General features: G+C 38.9%; 17 protein-coding genes and 1 pseudogene. 4 read left to right on the forward strand and 14 right to left on the reverse strand.

Annotation, left to right across the window (positions count from 1 at the left end; genetic code table 11):
• Nucleotides 1–385: 385 nt before the first annotated feature.
• The 7 genes from NST02_RS18755 to NST02_RS18785 all read right to left on the reverse strand — a co-directional run bounded on the left by NST02_RS18755 (nucleotide 386) and on the right by NST02_RS18785 (nucleotide 5,657).
• Nucleotides 386–700 (reverse strand): YbjQ family protein, encoded by a 315-nt coding sequence (locus tag NST02_RS18755; RefSeq protein WP_095314804.1) that lies wholly within the window; start codon nucleotides 698–700, stop codon nucleotides 386–388.
• Entirely contained in the window at nucleotides 681–884 is a 204-nt protein-coding gene (locus tag NST02_RS18760) for a hypothetical protein (protein ID WP_137743624.1), read from the reverse strand. The genes NST02_RS18755 and NST02_RS18760 overlap by 20 nt, the downstream gene beginning before the upstream one ends.
• A gap of 229 nt (nucleotides 885–1,113) precedes the next feature.
• Complete coding sequence (locus NST02_RS18765; protein ID WP_137743625.1) at nucleotides 1,114–2,397, reverse strand: MFS transporter; 1,284 nt, start codon at nucleotides 2,395–2,397, stop codon at nucleotides 1,114–1,116.
• Between the two features lie 103 nt (nucleotides 2,398–2,500).
• Complete coding sequence (locus NST02_RS18770; protein WP_095314807.1) at nucleotides 2,501–2,953, reverse strand: helix-turn-helix transcriptional regulator; 453 nt, start codon at nucleotides 2,951–2,953, stop codon at nucleotides 2,501–2,503.
• Nucleotides 2,954–3,055: 102 nt separating this feature from the next.
• Entirely contained in the window at nucleotides 3,056–3,211 is a 156-nt protein-coding gene (locus tag NST02_RS18775) for a FeoB-associated Cys-rich membrane protein (RefSeq protein ID WP_095314808.1), read from the reverse strand.
• A gap of 218 nt (nucleotides 3,212–3,429) precedes the next feature.
• Nucleotides 3,430–5,433, reverse strand: coding sequence for a ferrous iron transport protein B (gene feoB, locus NST02_RS18780; protein WP_340949565.1), 2,004 nt, complete (start codon nucleotides 5,431–5,433; stop codon nucleotides 3,430–3,432).
• Nucleotides 5,433–5,657 (reverse strand): FeoA family protein, encoded by a 225-nt coding sequence (locus NST02_RS18785; protein WP_095314810.1) that lies wholly within the window; start codon nucleotides 5,655–5,657, stop codon nucleotides 5,433–5,435. Before NST02_RS18785 ends, feoB begins: the two co-directional genes overlap by 1 nt.
• A gap of 411 nt (nucleotides 5,658–6,068) precedes the next feature.
• Here NST02_RS18785 and NST02_RS18790 point away from each other — a divergent pair, with 411 nt between their 5' ends.
• Nucleotides 6,069–6,614, forward strand: a complete 546-nt coding sequence (locus NST02_RS18790; protein WP_137743628.1) for a GNAT family N-acetyltransferase — start codon at nucleotides 6,069–6,071, stop codon at nucleotides 6,612–6,614.
• Between the two features lie 278 nt (nucleotides 6,615–6,892).
• Here NST02_RS18790 and NST02_RS18795 read toward each other — a convergent pair.
• A pseudogene (locus NST02_RS18795) lies at nucleotides 6,893–7,439 on the reverse strand (transposase); the annotation flags it as partial.
• A 475-nt stretch (nucleotides 7,440–7,914) separates the two neighbouring features.
• Between NST02_RS18795 and NST02_RS18800 the strand changes: the two are divergent.
• Together NST02_RS18800 and NST02_RS18805 are read left to right on the forward strand one after the other, a co-directional pair.
• Nucleotides 7,915–8,325: a MerR family transcriptional regulator gene (locus tag NST02_RS18800; protein WP_095314843.1), complete on the forward strand. Its 411-nt coding sequence runs from the start codon at nucleotides 7,915–7,917 to the stop codon at nucleotides 8,323–8,325.
• A gap of 65 nt (nucleotides 8,326–8,390) precedes the next feature.
• Nucleotides 8,391–9,740, forward strand: coding sequence for a hemolysin family protein (locus NST02_RS18805; protein WP_340949567.1), 1,350 nt, complete (start codon nucleotides 8,391–8,393; stop codon nucleotides 9,738–9,740).
• Between the two features lie 142 nt (nucleotides 9,741–9,882).
• Here NST02_RS18805 and glpK read toward each other — a convergent pair whose 3' ends face one another.
• The 5 genes from glpK to glpA form a co-directional block, all read right to left on the reverse strand.
• Nucleotides 9,883–11,373 (reverse strand): glycerol kinase GlpK, encoded by a 1,491-nt coding sequence (gene glpK, locus NST02_RS18810; protein WP_095314845.1) that lies wholly within the window; start codon nucleotides 11,371–11,373, stop codon nucleotides 9,883–9,885.
• Between the two features lie 20 nt (nucleotides 11,374–11,393).
• The gene (locus tag NST02_RS18815; protein ID WP_095314846.1) at nucleotides 11,394–12,218 is read right to left on the reverse strand and encodes an MIP/aquaporin family protein; all 825 of its coding nucleotides are present in this window, start codon (nucleotides 12,216–12,218) and stop codon (nucleotides 11,394–11,396) included.
• 346 nt (nucleotides 12,219–12,564) lie between these two features.
• Entirely contained in the window at nucleotides 12,565–13,800 is a 1,236-nt protein-coding gene (locus NST02_RS18820; RefSeq protein ID WP_340949568.1) for an anaerobic glycerol-3-phosphate dehydrogenase subunit C, read from the reverse strand.
• Entirely contained in the window at nucleotides 13,793–14,935 is a 1,143-nt protein-coding gene (locus NST02_RS18825) for an FAD-binding protein (RefSeq protein WP_340949569.1), read from the reverse strand. Before NST02_RS18825 ends, NST02_RS18820 begins: the two co-directional genes overlap by 8 nt.
• Nucleotides 14,928–16,550 (reverse strand): anaerobic glycerol-3-phosphate dehydrogenase subunit GlpA, encoded by a 1,623-nt coding sequence (glpA, locus tag NST02_RS18830; RefSeq protein WP_212933947.1) that lies wholly within the window; start codon nucleotides 16,548–16,550, stop codon nucleotides 14,928–14,930. The genes NST02_RS18825 and glpA overlap by 8 nt, the downstream gene beginning before the upstream one ends.
• Before the next feature lie 330 nt (nucleotides 16,551–16,880).
• Between glpA and NST02_RS18835 the strand changes: the two genes are divergently transcribed.
• Nucleotides 16,881–17,519 carry a hypothetical protein gene (locus NST02_RS18835; RefSeq protein ID WP_095314850.1) on the forward strand — a complete coding sequence of 213 codons (639 nt, stop codon included), beginning with the start codon at nucleotides 16,881–16,883 and terminating at the stop codon, nucleotides 17,517–17,519.
• A gap of 223 nt (nucleotides 17,520–17,742) precedes the next feature.
• On the opposite strand, the gene NST02_RS18840 is transcribed toward NST02_RS18835, so the two are convergent.
• Nucleotides 17,743–18,981: a S1C family serine protease gene (locus NST02_RS18840; protein ID WP_340949570.1), complete on the reverse strand. Its 1,239-nt coding sequence runs from the start codon at nucleotides 18,979–18,981 to the stop codon at nucleotides 17,743–17,745.
• Nucleotides 18,982–19,141: the final 160 nt, after the last annotated feature.

Raw genomic sequence — 19,141 nt, forward strand, 5'->3', positions numbered from 1 at the left:
ATCGAAAAATCTGTTGAACATCACTGTCGATGTTTTAAAAAAAAAGCATGCTCTGCAAACTCCGACCACCTTTTATAGGTAAAGGAGCAGCATTAGATCGCCGATTGATCAAAAAAAGGCATATCGATCTAGTGCGACATGCCTTTTCTCATATAAGCGCACACGCTACAGGAAAACGTAGACCAGTGCCTTTCATTTTAGGAGCGATAAATTAAAAGTTTAAATGCTGGGGGTGGTTACGTTATGGTTGTATTTAGTTTCAGCTAGTGGTTTAATCATTGTCATCATTTTCGTAACCCCCAATCTTTTCATATTTTTTCCACTTTGTTAGATTATCATCTCAAATATTAAAAGTCAATTCCCATTTTTCAAAAAAGTTATGTTCCTACTCAACATAAACGGCTGTTCCATATGCAATGATCTCAGAAGCATTTTGCATCACACTGGAGCTCTCTAAACGCATAGCAATTACAGCATTTGCCCCTTTTGCTTTCGCGTCTTCAACCATGCGGCCTATTGCTTTTTGACGGGCTTCATCCATCATTTGTGTATATTCTCCAATCTCTCCACCGACGATTGTTTTTAATCCAGCCAAAATATCTTTCCCAATATGCTTTGATTGAATCGTATTGCCACGCACAAATCCCTTAAGTTCCTTTATTTCTTTTCCTGGTACAAAATCAGTAGTTACGATAATCATTTTCATCGTCCTCCTCTTTCTCTTTTAATCTTTCGACAATTAATAGGATAAAAATAGCCAAAATCGATACGCCATACAAAATAAAAATGAGGACAGCGACTACTACATTAAAAAAAAGCATGACGATTCCAAGAAGCTGCCCGACGACCGTAATCAATAATAATAATTGCTTAAGCCTGCCCATTTTTATCAGTCCCTTAGCTTTCGTTGAGAAAGGCTCTTTTCACATTCAATCATGAGTTGATTGTTCACGAACTTGTGAAAAATGCCGTTAAATTAGAAGCACCTGTATACGATGTTTTGTAAGACATATACAAAAGTAAACGTCCTAAGATAGTCTCCATCATTACATACGATCATAATGAAAGAATAGCTTCAAATTTCAAAAAAAAAAATCCTACATTAGGATTTTTTTAAACACCGCTTTCCTTTGCCTCGGTAATCACGTCGCTTTGTTCATTCTCACTTGAGTATTTCGGCAAAGTACATAAATAAAAAATACCAACGATGATGAGACAACTTCCAACTAGCCAATATAAAGCTTCAATCGATAACAGCTTTGGAAAGGTAACCGTAATAAAACCTAAAGTTAACGACTGGGATAACATCATTAGTGGTGTAATCATTCCTTGCACCCTTCCCATCATTTTCGGATCAACAATGCTTGGCATCCAACCTCCAATTCCAATATTGATAAGAGGTAGGCTTACAGATGAAATAAAAATAATGACCATAAACCAGAAAAGATTATTGGGAACAGAGGAACAGATAACGAACCCACCTGTAACGATTAATCCATAAATTATTAACTGATAGAGCTTTATCTTTTGACTCAGAAGAGAAGCAATAAAGCTTCCAATTAAGATGCCTGTACCAAAGACAACACCAATGACGATCGAAAATTGTTCATACATCTCCGGAGCAAGTTTATATTTAAGCATGAAGACAGGCATAACGGAAAAACCACCGTTTACAACACCAAAGACAAAAAAGCCGATTAATAGCGTTCTTAAAAGCTTATTCTTCAATATATAAAAGAAACCAGATTTGAAATCATCCAGCATCATCTTCCTGCTTAAGTCCTTGATACGATGCTTTCCGTTAGGCATTCTGACCATATCGTCTATTTTACAAGCCCGAATTAACAACGCGCTGATCAAAAAAGATAACACATCAACAACTAGGGCCCCATAGATACCAACGGTCCAGTAGGCAAAAATTCCGAAACCATTGCCAAATAACATAAATAGGCTCATCACAAGCTGGTTTAACCCAGCAGCTGTAGTATAATCATCTTTTTTCAGAATACCTTGCACCATTCCATGCTCTGCTGGAAAAAAGAACTTCTGGACTGCACTTCGCAAAAATAGGACAGCAAAAATAAGCGGCATCCAACCTACATAAATGGCAACCATTAATGTTAACGATAAAATGGCGCTAATCCAATCACAGTAATAAGCTATTTTCTGTCGATCCATGCGATCAGCTAAAACCCCGACAATAAAGAAAACAGCTAATGTAGGCAACGAATACATAAGTTCCGTTATGGACGCATAGGCAGGCTGATCGGAAAATCGATCCAATAAATAAAACATAAAAGCCGTTAATCCAATTGTGCTTCCAAGTTGTGAAGTGAAATTTGCCAAAAACAATCGTAAGTAATTTCGATTTTGAAAGATCTCTTTAAATTTTTTCATTTTGTTCTCCCATTCGCATTATTTATATTTCTATACTACGGGAGAGTTTTCGCACTCTTAAGAGTCCACTGATGGTTTCATTCTCAGCCTTGAGACTGAATGATTATTCCTTCGCCAATTCATTAAATCTTTCTAAAGATGCCTCTTCATCCATACTGCTGAAAATGCGAAAATACTCGTCATCTAGAATTCGATAATGTTGGCTAAGAATATTTTGCTGGAGGATGAAGCCATTTTTTGTGGCAACTTCTCTCCACCAAATTTTTCCTCCTAAAGTTTTTTCCTTGCGATAATCGATTCCATCACGTGCAACCGTCTCTAATACTTCAAGGGGTTCATTGCCAAACAAATATTGCACTGTTTCAGTTTCTCTGAAAAGCGCCGATATCGTCACAACCGTTGGCCAATTGGCATACACTCTCCCCTTCTCGATTTGAACTAATGTTTTTTTTGATACACCGATAATTTCTGCCATTTTATCTTGTGTATATCCTGCCTCTGTGCGAATAAGCCTCAATTTCTCAGATACTTTTAAAATGATCTCTTCACGTGTCACCTATCGTCATTCCCTCATGTATAAATTGGTGTAATTTTACACTTTATACATATATTATAAAGATGATGGAGCCGCTATTCAAGGAAAACTATTGCTAAATTACTATTTATTAGTACCTTCGCAGCATGATTCACTTGAACAAGTCTCCTTAATCTCACAACTTGCACATTTCCCTCGCTTCGCTCTATTAATAAATTTCCAAAGCGCCCAGAATGCATATCCAAAAATAAAGCCGCCAATAATAAAATTTACCATCATGGTTCCGCCTTCCTAGTATGGATTGATTGACCTCTCATTAAACTTCCGGTGAAGCGCTTTATAAAATATGTCAGTGTTGATTTTGGCTCTTTATCTCTCCGACCCTTTCAGGATTACTGAAGGGTGTGCGAACCAAGGTTTCCTTGAAAAGAGCCAAAATTGTTTTATCTACAATTCAGTTAGCTAAGCCTAGTGAATAAATGAGCAATGTCCCTTATCTAGAAGCCCAATAGAGTGCCAAATTGGTAAATAAGAAATGAGAGCAAGTAAGCGATTAGCAATGCATATCCCATTGAAAAACATGTCCATTTATAAGAGCCAGTTTCTTTTTTTATTGTTGCAACAGTTGCCAAACAAGGAATATAAAGAAGAATAAATACCATAAAGCTGTATGCTGCAACAGGTGAAAAACTATTGATTAGCAGCCCTTGCAAGCTTGCCTCATCAGGAACAAAATATATAATATTCATCGTTGATATAATTGCTTCCTTTGCTAAAAAACCAGTTAATAGTGACGCGCCCGCTTGCCAAGTTCCAAATCCTAATGGCGCTAACAGTGGTGCAAAAACACCGCCAATCATTGCCAAAAAGCTATCGTCCATCTCCACGTTCAGACCTTGTGGTCCTGCATAAGACAGCAGCCAAATGAGAACTGAACCAGCAAAAATAAAGGTACCTGCTTTCTTAACAAATCCCTGCCCTTTTTCCCATGTGCTCTTCCAGAGCGCCTTTCCTTGGGGAATCCGATATGGCGGAAGTTCAATCACGAAAAATGAAGTTTCTCCCTTTAAAATCGTGGTTGAAAATACTTTAGCTAAGATAAGTGCTACAACAATACCAAGAATATAAAGTGATAATACGATCAGTGCTTTATGGGAGACAAAAAAAGCACCAACAAATAAAGCGTAAACTGGCAAACGAGCTGAACAGGACATCAGTGGTGTGAGCAATACAGTAAGCATTCGTTCTCTAGGAGTTTCGATCGTTCTTGCAGCCATAACACCTGGTACATTGCAGCCGAATCCAATCATCATTGGGATAAAAGCTTTTCCATTCAATCCAACATGCTCCATTAACCGATCCATAACTAAAGCAACACGAGCCATATAGCCAGAATCCTCTAATAACGAAATAAAAAAGAAGAGGATAAATATTTGTGGCACGAAAACAAGGACTCCCCCCACCCCAGCGACAATACCATCAAGCACTAGAGCATGAATAAACGAAGAGGCACCTATAAAGGATAAAAAGCCCTCTAATCCACCCGTAATCGGTCCTGATATAATTCCATCTAAAATGTCGGAAAGAGGAAATCCGAGCCAATCAAAAGTAAGCATGAATAAAAAATACATAATGACAAAGAAAATAGGGAGCCCCAACCATTTGTTTGTTATAACAGCGTCGATTTTTTCCGATAACGGCTGTTTATTTTCTTCCTCCGTATACGTCGAGTTTCTTAAAAGCTCTCCGATCGCTGCTTGTCTTTTGTGATAAATAAAGTGGTCGATTGTTTTTTCTTCATAATTTGAAAGGATTGCTTTTGAAGTATCAAGTATAAAGGTTTCTAACTCTTCCCTGCCTATAAAGCTTTGTAAATATGCCTTCACATAATGATTTCCTTCTAATAATTGAAGGGTTAACCATCTAACAGAATGGTGCACTTTCCCTTCAAGCATTCTCGCTAATCGCTCAATTGCTCCATCCATTTCTTCCCCATACGAAACAGTAAAGCTGCTGATCGATGGTGATTCAATCGTCGTAACAAATTCAGCTAGCTCATCACAACCTCTTCCAGATCGGGCAATAACAGGTACGACTTTCGTTCCTAATTGAGAAGCTAACCTATCGACATCAATTTCAATTCCTCGTTTAGATGCTACGTCCACCATGTTAAGTGCAATAATTAAAGGTCGACCGAATTCAAGAAGTTGAATTGTTAAATGTAAATTTCGTTCTAATTGGGATGCGTCTATAATGTTGAGCATTCGATCAAAAGAATCGTGGAGCAAAAAATTGGTTACGACACCCTCATCTTTCGAAAGCGGATTTAATGAATACACACCAGGCAAATCGATAAGAGAGGCTGTCCCTTTTTTTAAAAGACCAACTTTTTTCTCAACAGTTACCCCGCTCCAATTTCCCACGTATTCATATGAACCAGTCAAATTATTAAACATTGAGGTTTTTCCTGTGTTCGGGTTACCTAATAGTGCAATATCCATTATAATTCTTCCACCTTTATTGTTTGTGCTTCGCGTCGACGAATACCAACGCATTGCCCACAGGATTCAAGCATAAATGGTCCGCCAAAAGGCATTTTACATTTAATACAAACTTCCGACCCTTCTGTAATTCCCAGATCAAGTAGACGTCTTCGCACTAATCGATCAGCTCCTGACGTATCAATTATTTTTGCACGTTTGCCAATCCTTAAACCTGCTAGCATTTTTCATCACCTAATTTCAATTAATTGAGAATGATTCTCTTTCGTTATAGCACGATTCATCTGTTTCAACAGTGTGAAAAATCACAGTGATAACAGAAAAAAAAACGGCATTGTTAAACCATAATGTTGAACAAACGTTTTTTGGTTCATTTCGTATAAAATTTTGGTTTCACACACCCTTTAATTAGCAAAAAGATCCACTGATCCCATGAGCTCACATCGCTTTATGGAATCGGAGGGACAGTGGGCCAAAATCAACGCCGTCATATAAAGCAAATAATTAAGTCCTTTTACACATATCTATAAAACCTTTCTCATAAAGCTAATATGTAAATTTCTTGAACTTTTATCCTTCAAAAATTTTTCTTTTCAAAAAACCAGATTTGATAGTCATACAAAAGGAGGAAAAGTATGTTTACAATGAAAATTGACAGCGAAATTGAACTACAATTGCTTCAATCTCAACATGCAGAGGAGTTTTTTCACCTAATTAATCAAAATAGAACATTCTTAAAAAAATGGCTCCCTTGGGTTAATGAAATTCTATCTCCTATACAAACTCAAGGACTTATCTCCTTCTGGCTCATACAATTAAGTGGACATAATGGATTTAGCTTTGGGATTCGATACAAAGGGCGATTAGTAGGCAATATCGGCTCACAGTATATTGACTGGTATAATCGTCAAACATCAATCGGCTACTTTTTGGCAGAAGATGCTGTAGGAAAAGGAATTATGACACGCTCTGTTCAAGCAGTCCTCAATTATATCTTCTTTGAATTGGGGCTTAATCGAATTGAAATCCGCTGTGGTGAAAAGAATTTAAAAAGCCGTGCGATTCCAGAAAGACTTGGTTTTACCTATGAAGGTTTCGTTCGAGACGGTGAAAACTTAAACGGTCAATTTCACCATTTACTAATGTACAGCATGCTTGCAAGAGAGTGGATGGGAAAATAATGCTTTTTCATATTGTTTTTTGATTTCTCTTACTCTGTTAAACTATTTAACAGATCAGACTGTCGACAAAATCCATCGAAAGGGCTCCCTATCGATGGATTTTGTCATTTTTGGATTGGAATTGCGCTAAAAACGTTGATTTCCTCTCCAGACGCTTGCTTTCCAGGGGGCGTGCGCCGAGCCTCCTCCTCGTGGATGCTAGTGCGGGGTCTCGGCTGTCACGCTATTCCCCCAGGAGTCAAGCGCCTCCCGCTCCAATCAACGAGTTTGGCACTCACTCAAGCAGGTTGCCAAGTCCAAGTGGCCATTTTCTTTAAGTTCATGGCAGCAAACGTAAGCATCGCCTGCATAGACTTGTTTTTAAGACCTCGTCAGGTTGTCCATCGCATACCATGCTTTTCCTTCGCATCCGCAAAGACACGTTCAATCGTCTCCTTGCGTTTCGCGTATATCTGTTTGATTTCATCGTTGTGACGTAGATGTTCTGCCTCTTCTATGTAAGCTTCCCAAATATGACGCTGTATAAGTTTTTGATGGTGTTTCCTTTCCGTACACTGGGATAGAAACGGACATTCTGCACAAATGGATGAATTTGATTTATATTGCCGATATCCTTCTTTGTCGTCGTGTACTTGAAGACTGCACTTGCAGGCAGAGATAACAATCACCATACTCATCATACACATAATCATGCTTTCGGAAGAAACCATCTTTTGTTTTTGGACGAGTGTAAGAAAGGACAGGGAACATTTGATTCTCTAATAGAAAGTTCGCAATCGCTGGGGTTTTATAAGCTGCATCAGCAGCTACTGCAAGTGGTAATTGTGCTCTATCATTTGATTGATTTCTCCTCATCATTGTAAGTCACCTTAAAAATTTCTTTATTCTATATTCAAAAAGATAAAGTGGATTGGAGCGGAGGGTGGCGACTCCTGCGGGAAAAGCGGGAAAGTCGAGACCCTGGACTGAGCGCAGCAAGGGAGGCGACTCGGCCCCGCCCGCGGAAAGCGCCACCCGGAGTGGAAATCAACCTGCGCTATTTAATTAATTCTATTTTAAAAGAAAAAAGAGTGTAGACAAACTCGAAGATTTTCGAGTTTGTCTACACTCTGCTCTGTAAAACTATTTAACAGATTTTTTTGTATTTTCAAACATTTTTAAAAGAATCGTTCATATTCCTTTCAATTTATAATAAACTAAAAGTAACTTATTTTTTGACAACCGCAACGTTTGACTGTATGGTTTTGTATCACTTATAATTATATATTATAGAAATAGATTGAGGTGATATGATGGGGCATTGTATCGCATTGGCGAACTAGCAAGTTTAGCAAATGTATCAAAAAGAACGATCGATTATTATACAAGTATTGGACTCTTGAAAGCTCAACGCTCAAAATCTAATTATCGAATTTACACAGAACAAGCTTTGGAGGATTTAAGATTTATTGAGGAATGCAAAAATCTTTATATTCCACTTGAAGAGATTAAGAGAAAACTAGAGATTAAAAAAATAAAAGAAGTGCAAGAAGGGGAACTAAAAAAACATATTCTCTCTGTCACCCAACAAATGAAACAGCTTCAAATCGATTTAAACGTTCTCATACCATTGATCGAAAATCTTGAAGCTGACCAAGCCGAGAATTACTCCAAGTTACTCAATACAGAAGGAGAAGTGTTATTAAAGTCCCTTTCCGAATTAACAGGCTAGACTATATTTTTGAATTTATTGGGAGGTGACTCCTTACTCGTTTGTGACGGGATAAGGAAATTTATTTGGACATATTTAACTTGGTTTTATTAGCCATTTTGATTGCTTTAACGGCATTTTTCGTCGCTTCAGAATTTGCGATCATTAGGATAAGGAGCTCAAGAGTAGAACAGTTAATTGAAGAAGGAAGCAAAAGTGCAATCGCTGCCAAAAAAGTCATCACTCATCTTGATGAATACTTATCGGCCTGTCAGCTTGGGATCACTGTTACAGCTTTAGGAATTGGTTGGTTGGGAGAACCAACCATTGCTAAAATGCTAACTCCATTATTTATGGAATTCAATATTCCTTCACCTCTATCCCATGCTGTTTCTATCGCGATAGCTTTCTTGTTTATTACGTTTCTCCATGTAGTAGTTGGTGAGCTTGCTCCAAAAACCGTAGCGATCCGTAAAGCCGAAAAAATCACGTTAGTTGTGGCTAGACCACTTATTTGGTTTTACCGCTTGTTCTATCCATTTATTTGGACTTTAAACGGAGCAGCGCGAATCATTGTCGGTTGGTTTGGATTAAAGCCTGCTAAGGAGAACGAAGAAGCGCATTCTGAGGAAGAACTAAGACTAATTCTGTCTGAAAGTTATAAAAGTGGTGAGATTAACCAATCTGAGTTTAAGTATGTAAATAAAATTTTTGAATTTGACGATCGTATTGCAAAAGAAATCATGGTTCCCCGAACCGAAATCGTATCATTATCAAAAGATGATACGATAAAAACATTCTTGGAGGTCATGTATATAGAAAAGTTCACGCGCTACCCTATCATTGATGGTGATAAAGACCATATTATTGGATTAGTGAACTTAAAAGAAATCATGACTGATTTATTAAATCACCCTGAAATAGCTTCCCAAACAATGGAATCTTATATTCGCCCAATTATCCGCGTGATTGATACGGTTCCAATCGGTGATTTATTAATCAAAATGCAAAAAGAGCGGATCCATATGGCCATTCTAATGGATGAATATGGAGGGACATCAGGTCTCGTTACAGTAGAAGATATCATCGAAGAAATTGTTGGAGAAATTCGCGACGAATTCGATATGGATGAAGTATCTGAAGTGCGTAAAATAAATGATGACCATTACATCCTTGATTCCAAAGTACTCGTAAGTGAAGTGAATGAACTATTTAACCTTAATATTAATGATGAAGATGTAGATACCATTGGAGGCTGGATCTTAACAGAAAATTATGAAGCCCAGGAAGGTGACATCATTGAAATTGATTCCTATTCCTTTAAAATTATCGAAATGGAAGACCATCACATCAAATATATTGAAGTTACACGAAAAATAGAGGAACAGGGGAATATTGAACAATTTCCCTTAACCAATTCCTCCATCGTCTCATAGATTTATAGAGATACAGCCGAGGACTTGTTGATAAGGAAAAGCCATTTCTAGCCCTGCTAAAAATGGCTTTTCCCCTTTTATAGAAAGAAAGCTCCGTCAAAAAGACGAAAGTGACCAGCTTTTTGACGGAGCCATTTTACTCTTATTTAAAAACCATTGCTGCTTTTACTGCCTTCTTCCAGCCATCATATAGCTCTGCACGATTTTCCTCTTCCATCGTTGGTTCAAACTTTCGATCTACTGCCCATTGTTTTGCAATTTCTTCTTGGCTTTCCCAATAACCAACAGCTAGCCCCGCCAAGTAAGCTGCTCCAAGAGCAGTAGTTTCATTGACAATAGGTCTCTCAACTGAAACATTTAACAGGTCACTTTGGAAATCCATTAAGAAATTATTTTTTACCGCGCCCCCATCAACACGAAGCTTCTTCAAGACAATCCCTGAATCTGCTTCCATTGCCGACAGTACATCTTTTGTTTGATAAGCAAGTGACTCTAATGTCGCTCTTACAAAATGCTCTTTAGACGTGCCGCGAGTTAAACCAAATACCGCGCCGCGAACATCGCTATCCCAATACGGAGTTCCTAACCCAACAAATGCCGGCACCACATATACTCCATCCGTTGAGGCAACCTTTGTTGCATACTCTTCACTATCCTTAGCATTCTTTAACATTCTTAAACCATCACGAAGCCATTGAATCGCTGAACCAGCAACAAAAATACTTCCTTCTAAAGCATATTCCACTTTTCCATTTAATCCCCATGCAATCGTTGTTAAAAGACCATGTTCAGATTGAACGGCTTTTTCACCTGTGTTCATAAGCATGAAACAACCTGTTCCATACGTGTTTTTGGCCATTCCTGATTCAAAGCATGCTTGACCGAATAAGGCAGCTTGCTGATCTCCTGCTGCTCCAGCAATCGGCACTTCTTTTCCAAAGAAATGATAATCAATGGTATAACCGTAAACTTCCGAGGATGGGCGCACTTCGGGAAGCATTGCTTTCGGAACATCAAGGATTTCTAACAACTCCTCATCCCATTTTAATTCATGAATATTATACATTAATGTTCTCGATGCATTCGAATAATCGGTAACATGAGCTCTACCACCAGATAACTTCCAAATCAACCATGTATCTATTGTCCCAAATAAAAGTTCACCACGCTCTGCACGTTCACGGGCTCCTTCTACATGGTCCAAAATCCATTTGACCTTTGTTCCCGAAAAATATGCATCAATAAGCAATCCTGTTTTTTGGCGGAATAAATCAACATAGCCCTTTTCTTTTAAGTCCTCGCAAATATCGCTCGTTTGTCTTGATTGCCAAACAATTGCATTGTATATTGGCGTCCCCGTCTCTTTATCCCATACAACCGTTGTTTCACGCTGATTCGTGATCCCAATCCCTGCAATCTGTTCCGGTTTAACATTGGACTCGGAAAGAGCTCCAGCAATAACAGCTAAAATTGATCCCCAAATTTCATTCGCATCATGCTCTACCCAACCAGGGTTTGGAAAATGCTGCGTAAATTCCTTTTGTGAAGTGTAATGGATTTCACCATTTTTATTAAATAAAATAGCACGAGAGCTAGTAGTTCCTTGGTCTAAAGATAAGATAAATTTTTCCATTGTCAATTCCCCCATTTAATTTAGGCTACTTGATTTGTTTCATTCATAATACTAGATTGTTTCTTGCTTACAAAATAAGCAATAATTAGAACAACTGCGGAAATGGCCAAAACCATCCATAAAGCGATGGTAACTTTCTCCAAGAAAACGGCTTGATAAAACACGGCTCCGATACTTCCCCCTAATAGTGGACCAACGACTGGAATCCATGAATATTTCCAGTTTGAATCACCTTTTCCTGGGATAGGGAGTATGGCATGGGCAATTCTGGGACCAAGATCACGAGCTGGATTGATCGCATAACCCGTTGTGCCGCCTAAGGACATTCCGATTACAACGATGAGTAAGCCTACTACTAGTGGATTTAATCCTTCAGTAAAATTATTTGCTCCTATAAATAATAAACCAAGAACAAGCATGAATGTACCAATCATCTCACTTAACAAGTTGGAAAAAGTATGCGGAATTGCCGGTGAAGTCGCAAATACTCCTAATTTTGTTCCTGGATCTTTTGTCTCTTTCCAATGTGGTAAGTAGTGTAAAAATACAAGTGTTGCACCTAATATCGCTCCAATAAATTGGGCAATGATATAACCGGGAACATCCGCCCATGGGAAATCTCCAGTTATGGCCAAACCTACCGTCACAGCAGGGTTTAAATGGGCTCCGCTGACTGAACCAACTGCAAACACACCCATTGTGACAGCGAGTCCCCATGCAAGTGTTGTTACAATCCACCCTGCATTTTTTGAATAGGACTTTTCTAAAGAAGAACCTGCCCCTATTCCGGCACCTAAAGCAATTAAAATCATGGTACCAACAATCTCTCCAACAAACTGTGTCATCTTTTTCTCTCCTCATCTATCAAATTGTAATCGGTTTACTTCGACGAAGAAAAAAAAGGAGCCACACCAGTACATCCTATCATAAAATAGGGGCTGTGTGAGTCTCCTTATCTCCGTCACAATTGCATTAACTTGTAACTAAAGTATAAAGAATAACTGAAAGCGTTGTCAACAATTCCATTTCGTAATTTAATGCTATAATGTGACAATTTTTCAACAAAGAATATATACAACTTGTTTACCTATTTAATTCAATTCACTGCTTTTTCATCCTTTTTGAGAATAAAAAAAAGCCAAATCTTCGATAAATAAGAAGATTTGACCCTTTTTCCAGCTCCTCACTTTGTTATTTTGGAGAAGCATGCACGCTTTCCTCGAGATTTTTCACATAAGATTGCGCGAGTACTTGCATTGGATGTTTGACATTTTTTGTCGTAAGTTGTTCTAATTGATTTCTGCACATGCCGCATTCAGTTACTGTATAATCGGCATCTGCGTCAGCAATTGCTTCAGACATTGATTTTCCTATTTTCATTGAAATCTCATATTTCTCTTCTTTAAATCCAAAAGTGCCGCATTGGCCACAGCAGCCTGCTGCTACATCTTGAATCTCATAGCCAGGAATAAGTCCAAGGATATCCATGGCTGGATTACCAATCCCCTGGCCCTTCATATGGCAAGGGGCATAATAACCTGCCTTGTCGTTCATTGGTGCAAGGTTTGAATTGAATTCACCCGCTTCTTTAAGCATACGCAAATACTCGTCAGCATCATAGACATGCTTCGCTAGCTCGTGTGCATCTGCTGATTGTAAATAATTTATATATTCCTTTTTAAAAGCAAAGGTGCAGCTCGTGCAAGTTAAAACAATATCATAACCTTGCCTTGTATACTCTAATAAACTTTCGATATTATACTTGGCATTCTTAAGGCCCTGCTCCATCTTACCGTTTGCAAACATTGGTACACCGCAGCATTTCTGTTTTGGAACTGCAACTTCAATACCGTTATGCTTCATTACCTCGACAAATGAGTCCGCCACTTCAGGGGCATTATAAGTAGCATAGCAGCCAACAAAATAGGCTACCTTTCTCTTAGTCTCTGAAGTTGTTTTTCTATATTTACGTTTAAAATTGTTAAAACGATACTGTGGAAATTTTCGTTCAGCAGGAATGCCCAGCACCATTTGCATTACTTGACGAACAGGCTTCATTGTCATCGCAGCATTGGTAATGGGTGCAAAGGCTGATGCAGCCACACCAACTAATTCAGCATTGCTTAGAACATGATCGCGAAGCTTTGTTCCTTCAATATCCGCATGAATCGCCTTCGCATACGCTGTTAGAGTAGAAACATGGACATTCTCCGGACAGGATATATCACAATTTCCACAAAGGGTGCATAATTCAATTCGCTTATCATCAATAACCTGTTGATTATCCGTAAGTCTTTTTAATTCTGGGCCTAAATGCTTTGGTCCGCCAAACTCAAGGGAAACATTTGAAACCGGACAAGTTGCTGTACAAGCATGGCACTTGAGGCAAGCATCAAATGAACGGTCTAGGAAGTTATAATTATGCATGCTGGAGCCCTCCTAACTTCATATGCTGTTTACGTGCTGTAAACGTTTGATAACATGATAAAATGGAATAGACACCGCCAGTTATTCCGTATTGTGTCACGTTCATTCCGTTACTCGCGCCAACTAGCCATACATTTTCTGGACAGCTCATGTAGCAGCCATGATGATCAAGGTCAAGTCCCAATACTTTATCCTTATAGCCCGTAGCTGTTTTCTCTATTCCACCGCCTAACATCCCACCGGCTGCAATAATATAACTCTCTGACTTTATTTCTAAATTCGCACTTGTGATTACTGCTTGAACTTTATTGTCCTCGATTTTTGCACCGATGATGGTCGTATTTTCATAAAATCTTACCCCAAGCTTTATGGCTTCTTTTTTTAATTTATCATGCAAGCGAATTGCTGTCGCATTGGGCGGCATTCCCGGTGCTTCCGTTATCGCAGCCTGCAATTGGATCGTTGCTTGTTCCAATACTTTCCGCCAATTATTAAACCCTAATGCGGCCGGAAAAATAAATAGCTCCGGCTTTGCTATTTTTTTAGCCGCCATTTTTAACTTGATTTGATCAAGAACATGCTGGCACACTTTTTCCTGATCTAGCAGATGTGCTGCATCAAGCTGCGACATTGTTCTTGAAGAACCTTTTCCAAGTGATACTGTCATCGTATCTACGTGTAAACTTGGCCTGCTTTTTTGTAAATTCCCTTTTACATACTTTGGAAGAAAATCCACTACCTCCTCAAAACCAACGATAACCACATGCCCTTGCTCAGGAATCGGTTTAATCGTATCTGGATAAAATGCCGTTTCCTTAAGATTACCCGATCCGGTAATTATTGTTATAGGTGCCTCTATATTTCCTTGATAGGGGTAACCAATTCGTTCCGTTAACTGAAAGTATTTTTTCGCAGCTTCATATATCGTTAATCGTGAACATGCATTTAACTTGTATTTCTCCATTAAATCTGCAAATCTGCTATCTTCCCCTGGAAGTATATCCAACACGCCTGCTGATTGAAAAATCTTGCCCAAACCAGTAGACACTAAAGCAACCTGCTTTCCTTCTTCACGACTCCAAATGGCTGTTAATAATCCAGTTAGCCCCTGTCCTACAATAATTTCATCATACATGTTGATTTGCCCCCTCCTTTAGACGTAATGAAACGTTGTAAATCGCCTCCATTAACTGTGCTTGTTTAGCCGTTTCACCTGTTGCGACAACGGTCATCCCCTTTTTACGTTCATTGAGAGCATCGTTTAATGCCCATGCTGCTTGTTCCGAAGTAGCTGCATCTTTTTCCACCGCTACCGCTGCTGCACGGTAACTGCAAAACGTCCCTTGACAAGGTCCCATTCCTAATCGTGTTCTTCTGCGAATATCCCCTAAATTAAAGGGACTATCCTCGGTCAACGTCGATTCTATTTCGGCCCATGTCACTTGCTCACATTCACAAATAACAGTCCGATCAATCGGACGTTGTTTTAATGACTGCTCAATCTTTTCTGCTTTTGTTCCTGCCCAATGAAATAATTTATGTTTCGCTGCGGGAGCCATATCGACTTCTTTAAAAAAACTTTGTGCTTCTCGATGAGGAACGATCTCCTCATCTGTCGTACAGCGAGCAGCAATATTCAGTTTTTCACAAACGATATCGACTGTTTTTTCAGCCATATAGCGAAAGGTTGTCAGCTTTCCGCCAGTAATGGTAATAAAGCCATCGACACCATCCCTCTGTTTATGATCCAGCAAGGCGATACCTCTCGTAACTGAGCGGCCACTTGTATCAGCGACTGTTGATTCTTGATAAAGAGGCCTGCTACCACTGAATGCTCGAATGAGGCGCATGTTCAACAAATCAGGAATTAACGCTGCACCTTCCTCCAACATCATTTCCAACTCTTGTCGATCTAAGCTAAAATCGTTCGGATCATCGACATTAACGCCTGTTGTTCCAAAGATCGTTACGTTATGGGCTGGAACACAAATATCTGCATCGCCGGGTATTCTTAAACGATTGATTACCTGTCTGTTAAATCGATGATTAAGAACAGCAAGCATTCCTTTATTATTGATTAGATGCAAGGATATTCCTGCCATTTCAGCCAAGTTAGCCCCCCACGGTCCTGCAGCATTAATCACAATATCTCCACGAACTTCGATTTCTTCACCAGTATAACGATTCCGGACGAGTACTCCACTTACCCCGTTTGTTTCACGTATTATCTCAATCACTTCATGATAAGTTAATGCTCTAGCTCCTCTTGTTACTGCATCAGCAACAACATCAACGACTAGCGTAAAACAATCCACTGAACCATCTGGAACTGAATAAACAGCTTGTATCTTTTTACTTAAATAAGGTTCATCCTTAAACGCCTGTTCAAGAGGAATGTTCTTGACAGGAATGCCAACCTTTTCACATGCAGACACCCATTTTTGCACATAATCATCATCATCTTCTGGTACCTTCACAAATAAGCCGCCAGTTTGCTCGATTGAACCAGGAACTGTCTTTTTTAGGATAATATTCTCCCGATAACTTTCAATCGCCGCTTCTTCATCTCTTACCGCATACCTGCCACCTGAATGAAGGAGCCCGTGATTTCTTGAGGAAGTTCCATGACCAAGATCACGCTGTTCGACGAGGATTGCTTTAATTCCACGGACTGCCAGATCCCGAAGTACCCCCGCACCTGTTACACCGCCGCCAATTACAATCACTTGCGTTTCTATCTTTCTTCTCATGCCATTTCCTCCTATTGATTTCATAAAGCCAGCGTAATAAATGTTTTTGATTAAAAAAAGAAACCGCAAAAAACCTGATGGGCAGACCGAACCCAGACAGTTTTTTGCGGCTTCTCCAATTCTCCAGCCAACTATTATATTTTCACTATAAGAATACTATAAGATTTAGCGATGATACGATGGATTTCATGTCAATATTGTGAAAGGGAACATTAACGAGAATTAAATTTACTCCCTTTTTGGCAAAAACCGAATAGCGCTCATAATTTTACATATTTTGGTTATCATAAATTTCGTGGTTCATTTAAATTTAAATAAAGGAGAAAATGTATGATGAAAAAAATAACAATGCTAGCAGCGATCCTTATTGTTGCTTTGACATGTAACCTATCATCTACTCTTGTTCATGCATCCCCTGAAAAGGACCATAAACATGGACATCATCATAGGTTGATTGAGCGTGAAAAAGCGGAGCAATTAAAGGAACAGGGATACTCGAAACAAGAAATCTTCATGGCAGCAATATTAAGCAAAAAAGCGGATAAGAACATTCATGATGTTCTTGACTTATACAATAAAACGAAATCTTGGGAAAAAACAGCTCAACAGCTCGGAATTGATATGGAAGAATTTAAACGTATTGACGCTATGCGGAAGTGGGAAACCTTCGTTAAAAATAATGAAAAAGAGGTGCAGAAATACTTAGCGGAGTACGCCAATAAAACAGACGAGGAAATCGATAAATATATCAAAGATGGATTTCATTTGCGTTTTTTAATTGGAGCAGCAGCCCTCGCTAAGCTTAGTGAAAAGCCACTAGAAGAAATCATTGCTTACAAGAAAGAAAAAAAATCATTTCATGATGTGATGGAAACACTTGATATAAGCAAAGAAGAACTTCAGCAAGAACTCCAGCAATTTAAAAAAGATGTAAAAAAAACGCTTAAACAAGAGAGTCGTGATTCATAGTACCTTATTTATTGCCAACAGTATGTTTAATAGTCTCCCTATTGCTTCTGCATCAAAGCAATCTTTTTGCAAAAGCTGTACAGAACAGGGGACAGCTAAAAGCGTTCCTTATTAATAAAAAAGAGGCAAGTCGAAAGGTGGTAACCAGCTGCTCTTTCAACTTAGCCTCTCCATTTTATATGAAAGATCTTTCATTTTTTCCGAAAGATCTATTATTGGTACATCAACTTGCTTGAATATTGTTCGACAAGGTTATTTTTTCCTTGATTAGCTTCCCTTCTCTGTAAATCTCCAGTTTTACCTCATCGCCAATTTTCGCCTCTGTATACAAATATTTTCTTAATTCACTGGCAGTTTCCACTTTCTGTTCATTAATTGAAACTATGATATCCTGTGCCTTAATACCAGCTTCAGCAGCTGCCGAATTGGGGTCCACGTATGTCACCATTACACCCCCGGTCACATCATCAGGGAGATTTTGGTAATAAGCTGGAGGAATTTCATTTAAGCTGGCAAGACTAACTCCCATATACGGGCGGCTAATTTTTCCTGATTCAATGATTTCATTTACAATTGGAACGACATCATTGCTTGGAATCGCAAATCCCAATCCCTCAACTCCACTTTCAGATATTTTTAAACTATTTATGCCAATTACTTGTCCTTGTGAATTAATAAGAGCTCCCCCGCTATTGCCTGGGTTAATAGCTGCATCTGTTTGGATAACATTTAACTCCCATTCTCCAGCAGAAGTTGAAACGGCGATATTTCGATCTACGGCACTGACAATTCCTTGTGTGACTGTTCTTGAAAATTCCAATCCAAGAGGATTACCGATCGCTAGCACTTGGTCACCTGCTCTTAAAGTAGAAGAATCTCCAAATGAAAGTACATTATCTGCGTACTTTGCATCAATTTTCAAGACAGCTAAATCGGTGAGTGCATCCGCACCAATTAATTGAGCTGTCACTTTCTCACCATTATGAAGCGAAACTTCGATTTCTGATGCCCCTTCAATTACATGGTTGTTCGTCACAATGTAGGCAACATCATCTGTTTTCTTAAAAATCACACCCGAACCAGAACCGCTTTCCACCACCTCTGATGTTCTCGAAAAAGGATTGTTCTGCTGTTGTCTGTTTACAATCCCTACAATCGCAGATGCCGTTTGGTCAACAATATCTGCAACTGAAGCCGATGAATTGTTTGTAGATGTCGGCATGATATTTACTTCATTTCCTTGTGTCGCAGCACCTGCAACATTTTCACTTCCTTCTGCAACTGGCTGATAGTAATCATGAAAAAAGTCAGTTTGCGGTATAACTGTCATCGTTAAAACTGAACCAACTGCTCCCGCAGCTACCATACTGAGAAAACCTTTTAGTTTTGACTTCGGTTTTTTATCTTTAGGAGCAGCCGATTGCTCCACTACTTGGATCTCATTCTTGTTCAAATCATCCATCTTCAATTCCTCCTACCTCTCAAGCTCTTTAAGCAAATTTTATCCCGTAATTATGAACAAATAGTGACGAAACTTTTAAGAAGAACTGAATAAATCGAGAAAAATCTAGTCCTTTTTCTCTTTTGATACATAATCCTTCTAAATGTGTCGGATAAACTTC

Origin of the sequence: Robertmurraya sp. FSL W8-0741, from assembly GCF_038004005.1 — a bacterium.
GTDB lineage: Bacteria > Bacillota > Bacilli > Bacillales > Cytobacillaceae > Robertmurraya > Robertmurraya siralis.

Bases quoted from the DNA above. Each gene is read 5' to 3' on its own strand.
- NST02_RS18835 (WP_095314850.1), top strand. From the start codon at position 16,881: ATGATGAAAAAAATAACAATGCTAGCAGCGATCCTTATTGTTGCTTTG.
- NST02_RS18790 (WP_137743628.1), top strand. From the start codon at position 6,069: ATGTTTACAATGAAAATTGACAGCGAAATTGAACTACAATTGCTTCAA.
- feoB (WP_340949565.1), bottom strand. From the start codon at position 5,433: ATGGATATTGCACTATTAGGTAACCCGAACACAGGAAAAACCTCAATG.
- NST02_RS18755 (WP_095314804.1), bottom strand. From the start codon at position 700: ATGATTATCGTAACTACTGATTTTGTACCAGGAAAAGAAATAAAGGAA.
- NST02_RS18825 (WP_340949569.1), bottom strand. From the start codon at position 14,935: ATGTATGATGAAATTATTGTAGGACAGGGGCTAACTGGATTATTAACA.
- glpK (WP_095314845.1), bottom strand. From the start codon at position 11,373: ATGGAAAAATTTATCTTATCTTTAGACCAAGGAACTACTAGCTCTCGT.
- glpA (WP_212933947.1), bottom strand. From the start codon at position 16,550: ATGAGAAGAAAGATAGAAACGCAAGTGATTGTAATTGGCGGCGGTGTA.
- NST02_RS18820 (WP_340949568.1), bottom strand. From the start codon at position 13,800: ATGCATAATTATAACTTCCTAGACCGTTCATTTGATGCTTGCCTCAAG.
- NST02_RS18815 (WP_095314846.1), bottom strand. From the start codon at position 12,218: ATGACACAGTTTGTTGGAGAGATTGTTGGTACCATGATTTTAATTGCT.
- NST02_RS18775 (WP_095314808.1), bottom strand. From the start codon at position 3,211: ATGATGGTAAATTTTATTATTGGCGGCTTTATTTTTGGATATGCATTC.
- NST02_RS18765 (WP_137743625.1), bottom strand. From the start codon at position 2,397: ATGAAAAAATTTAAAGAGATCTTTCAAAATCGAAATTACTTACGATTG.
- NST02_RS18760 (WP_137743624.1), bottom strand. From the start codon at position 884: ATGGGCAGGCTTAAGCAATTATTATTATTGATTACGGTCGTCGGGCAG.
- NST02_RS18785 (WP_095314810.1), bottom strand. From the start codon at position 5,657: ATGCTAGCAGGTTTAAGGATTGGCAAACGTGCAAAAATAATTGATACG.
- NST02_RS18840 (WP_340949570.1), bottom strand. From the start codon at position 18,981: ATGGATGATTTGAACAAGAATGAGATCCAAGTAGTGGAGCAATCGGCT.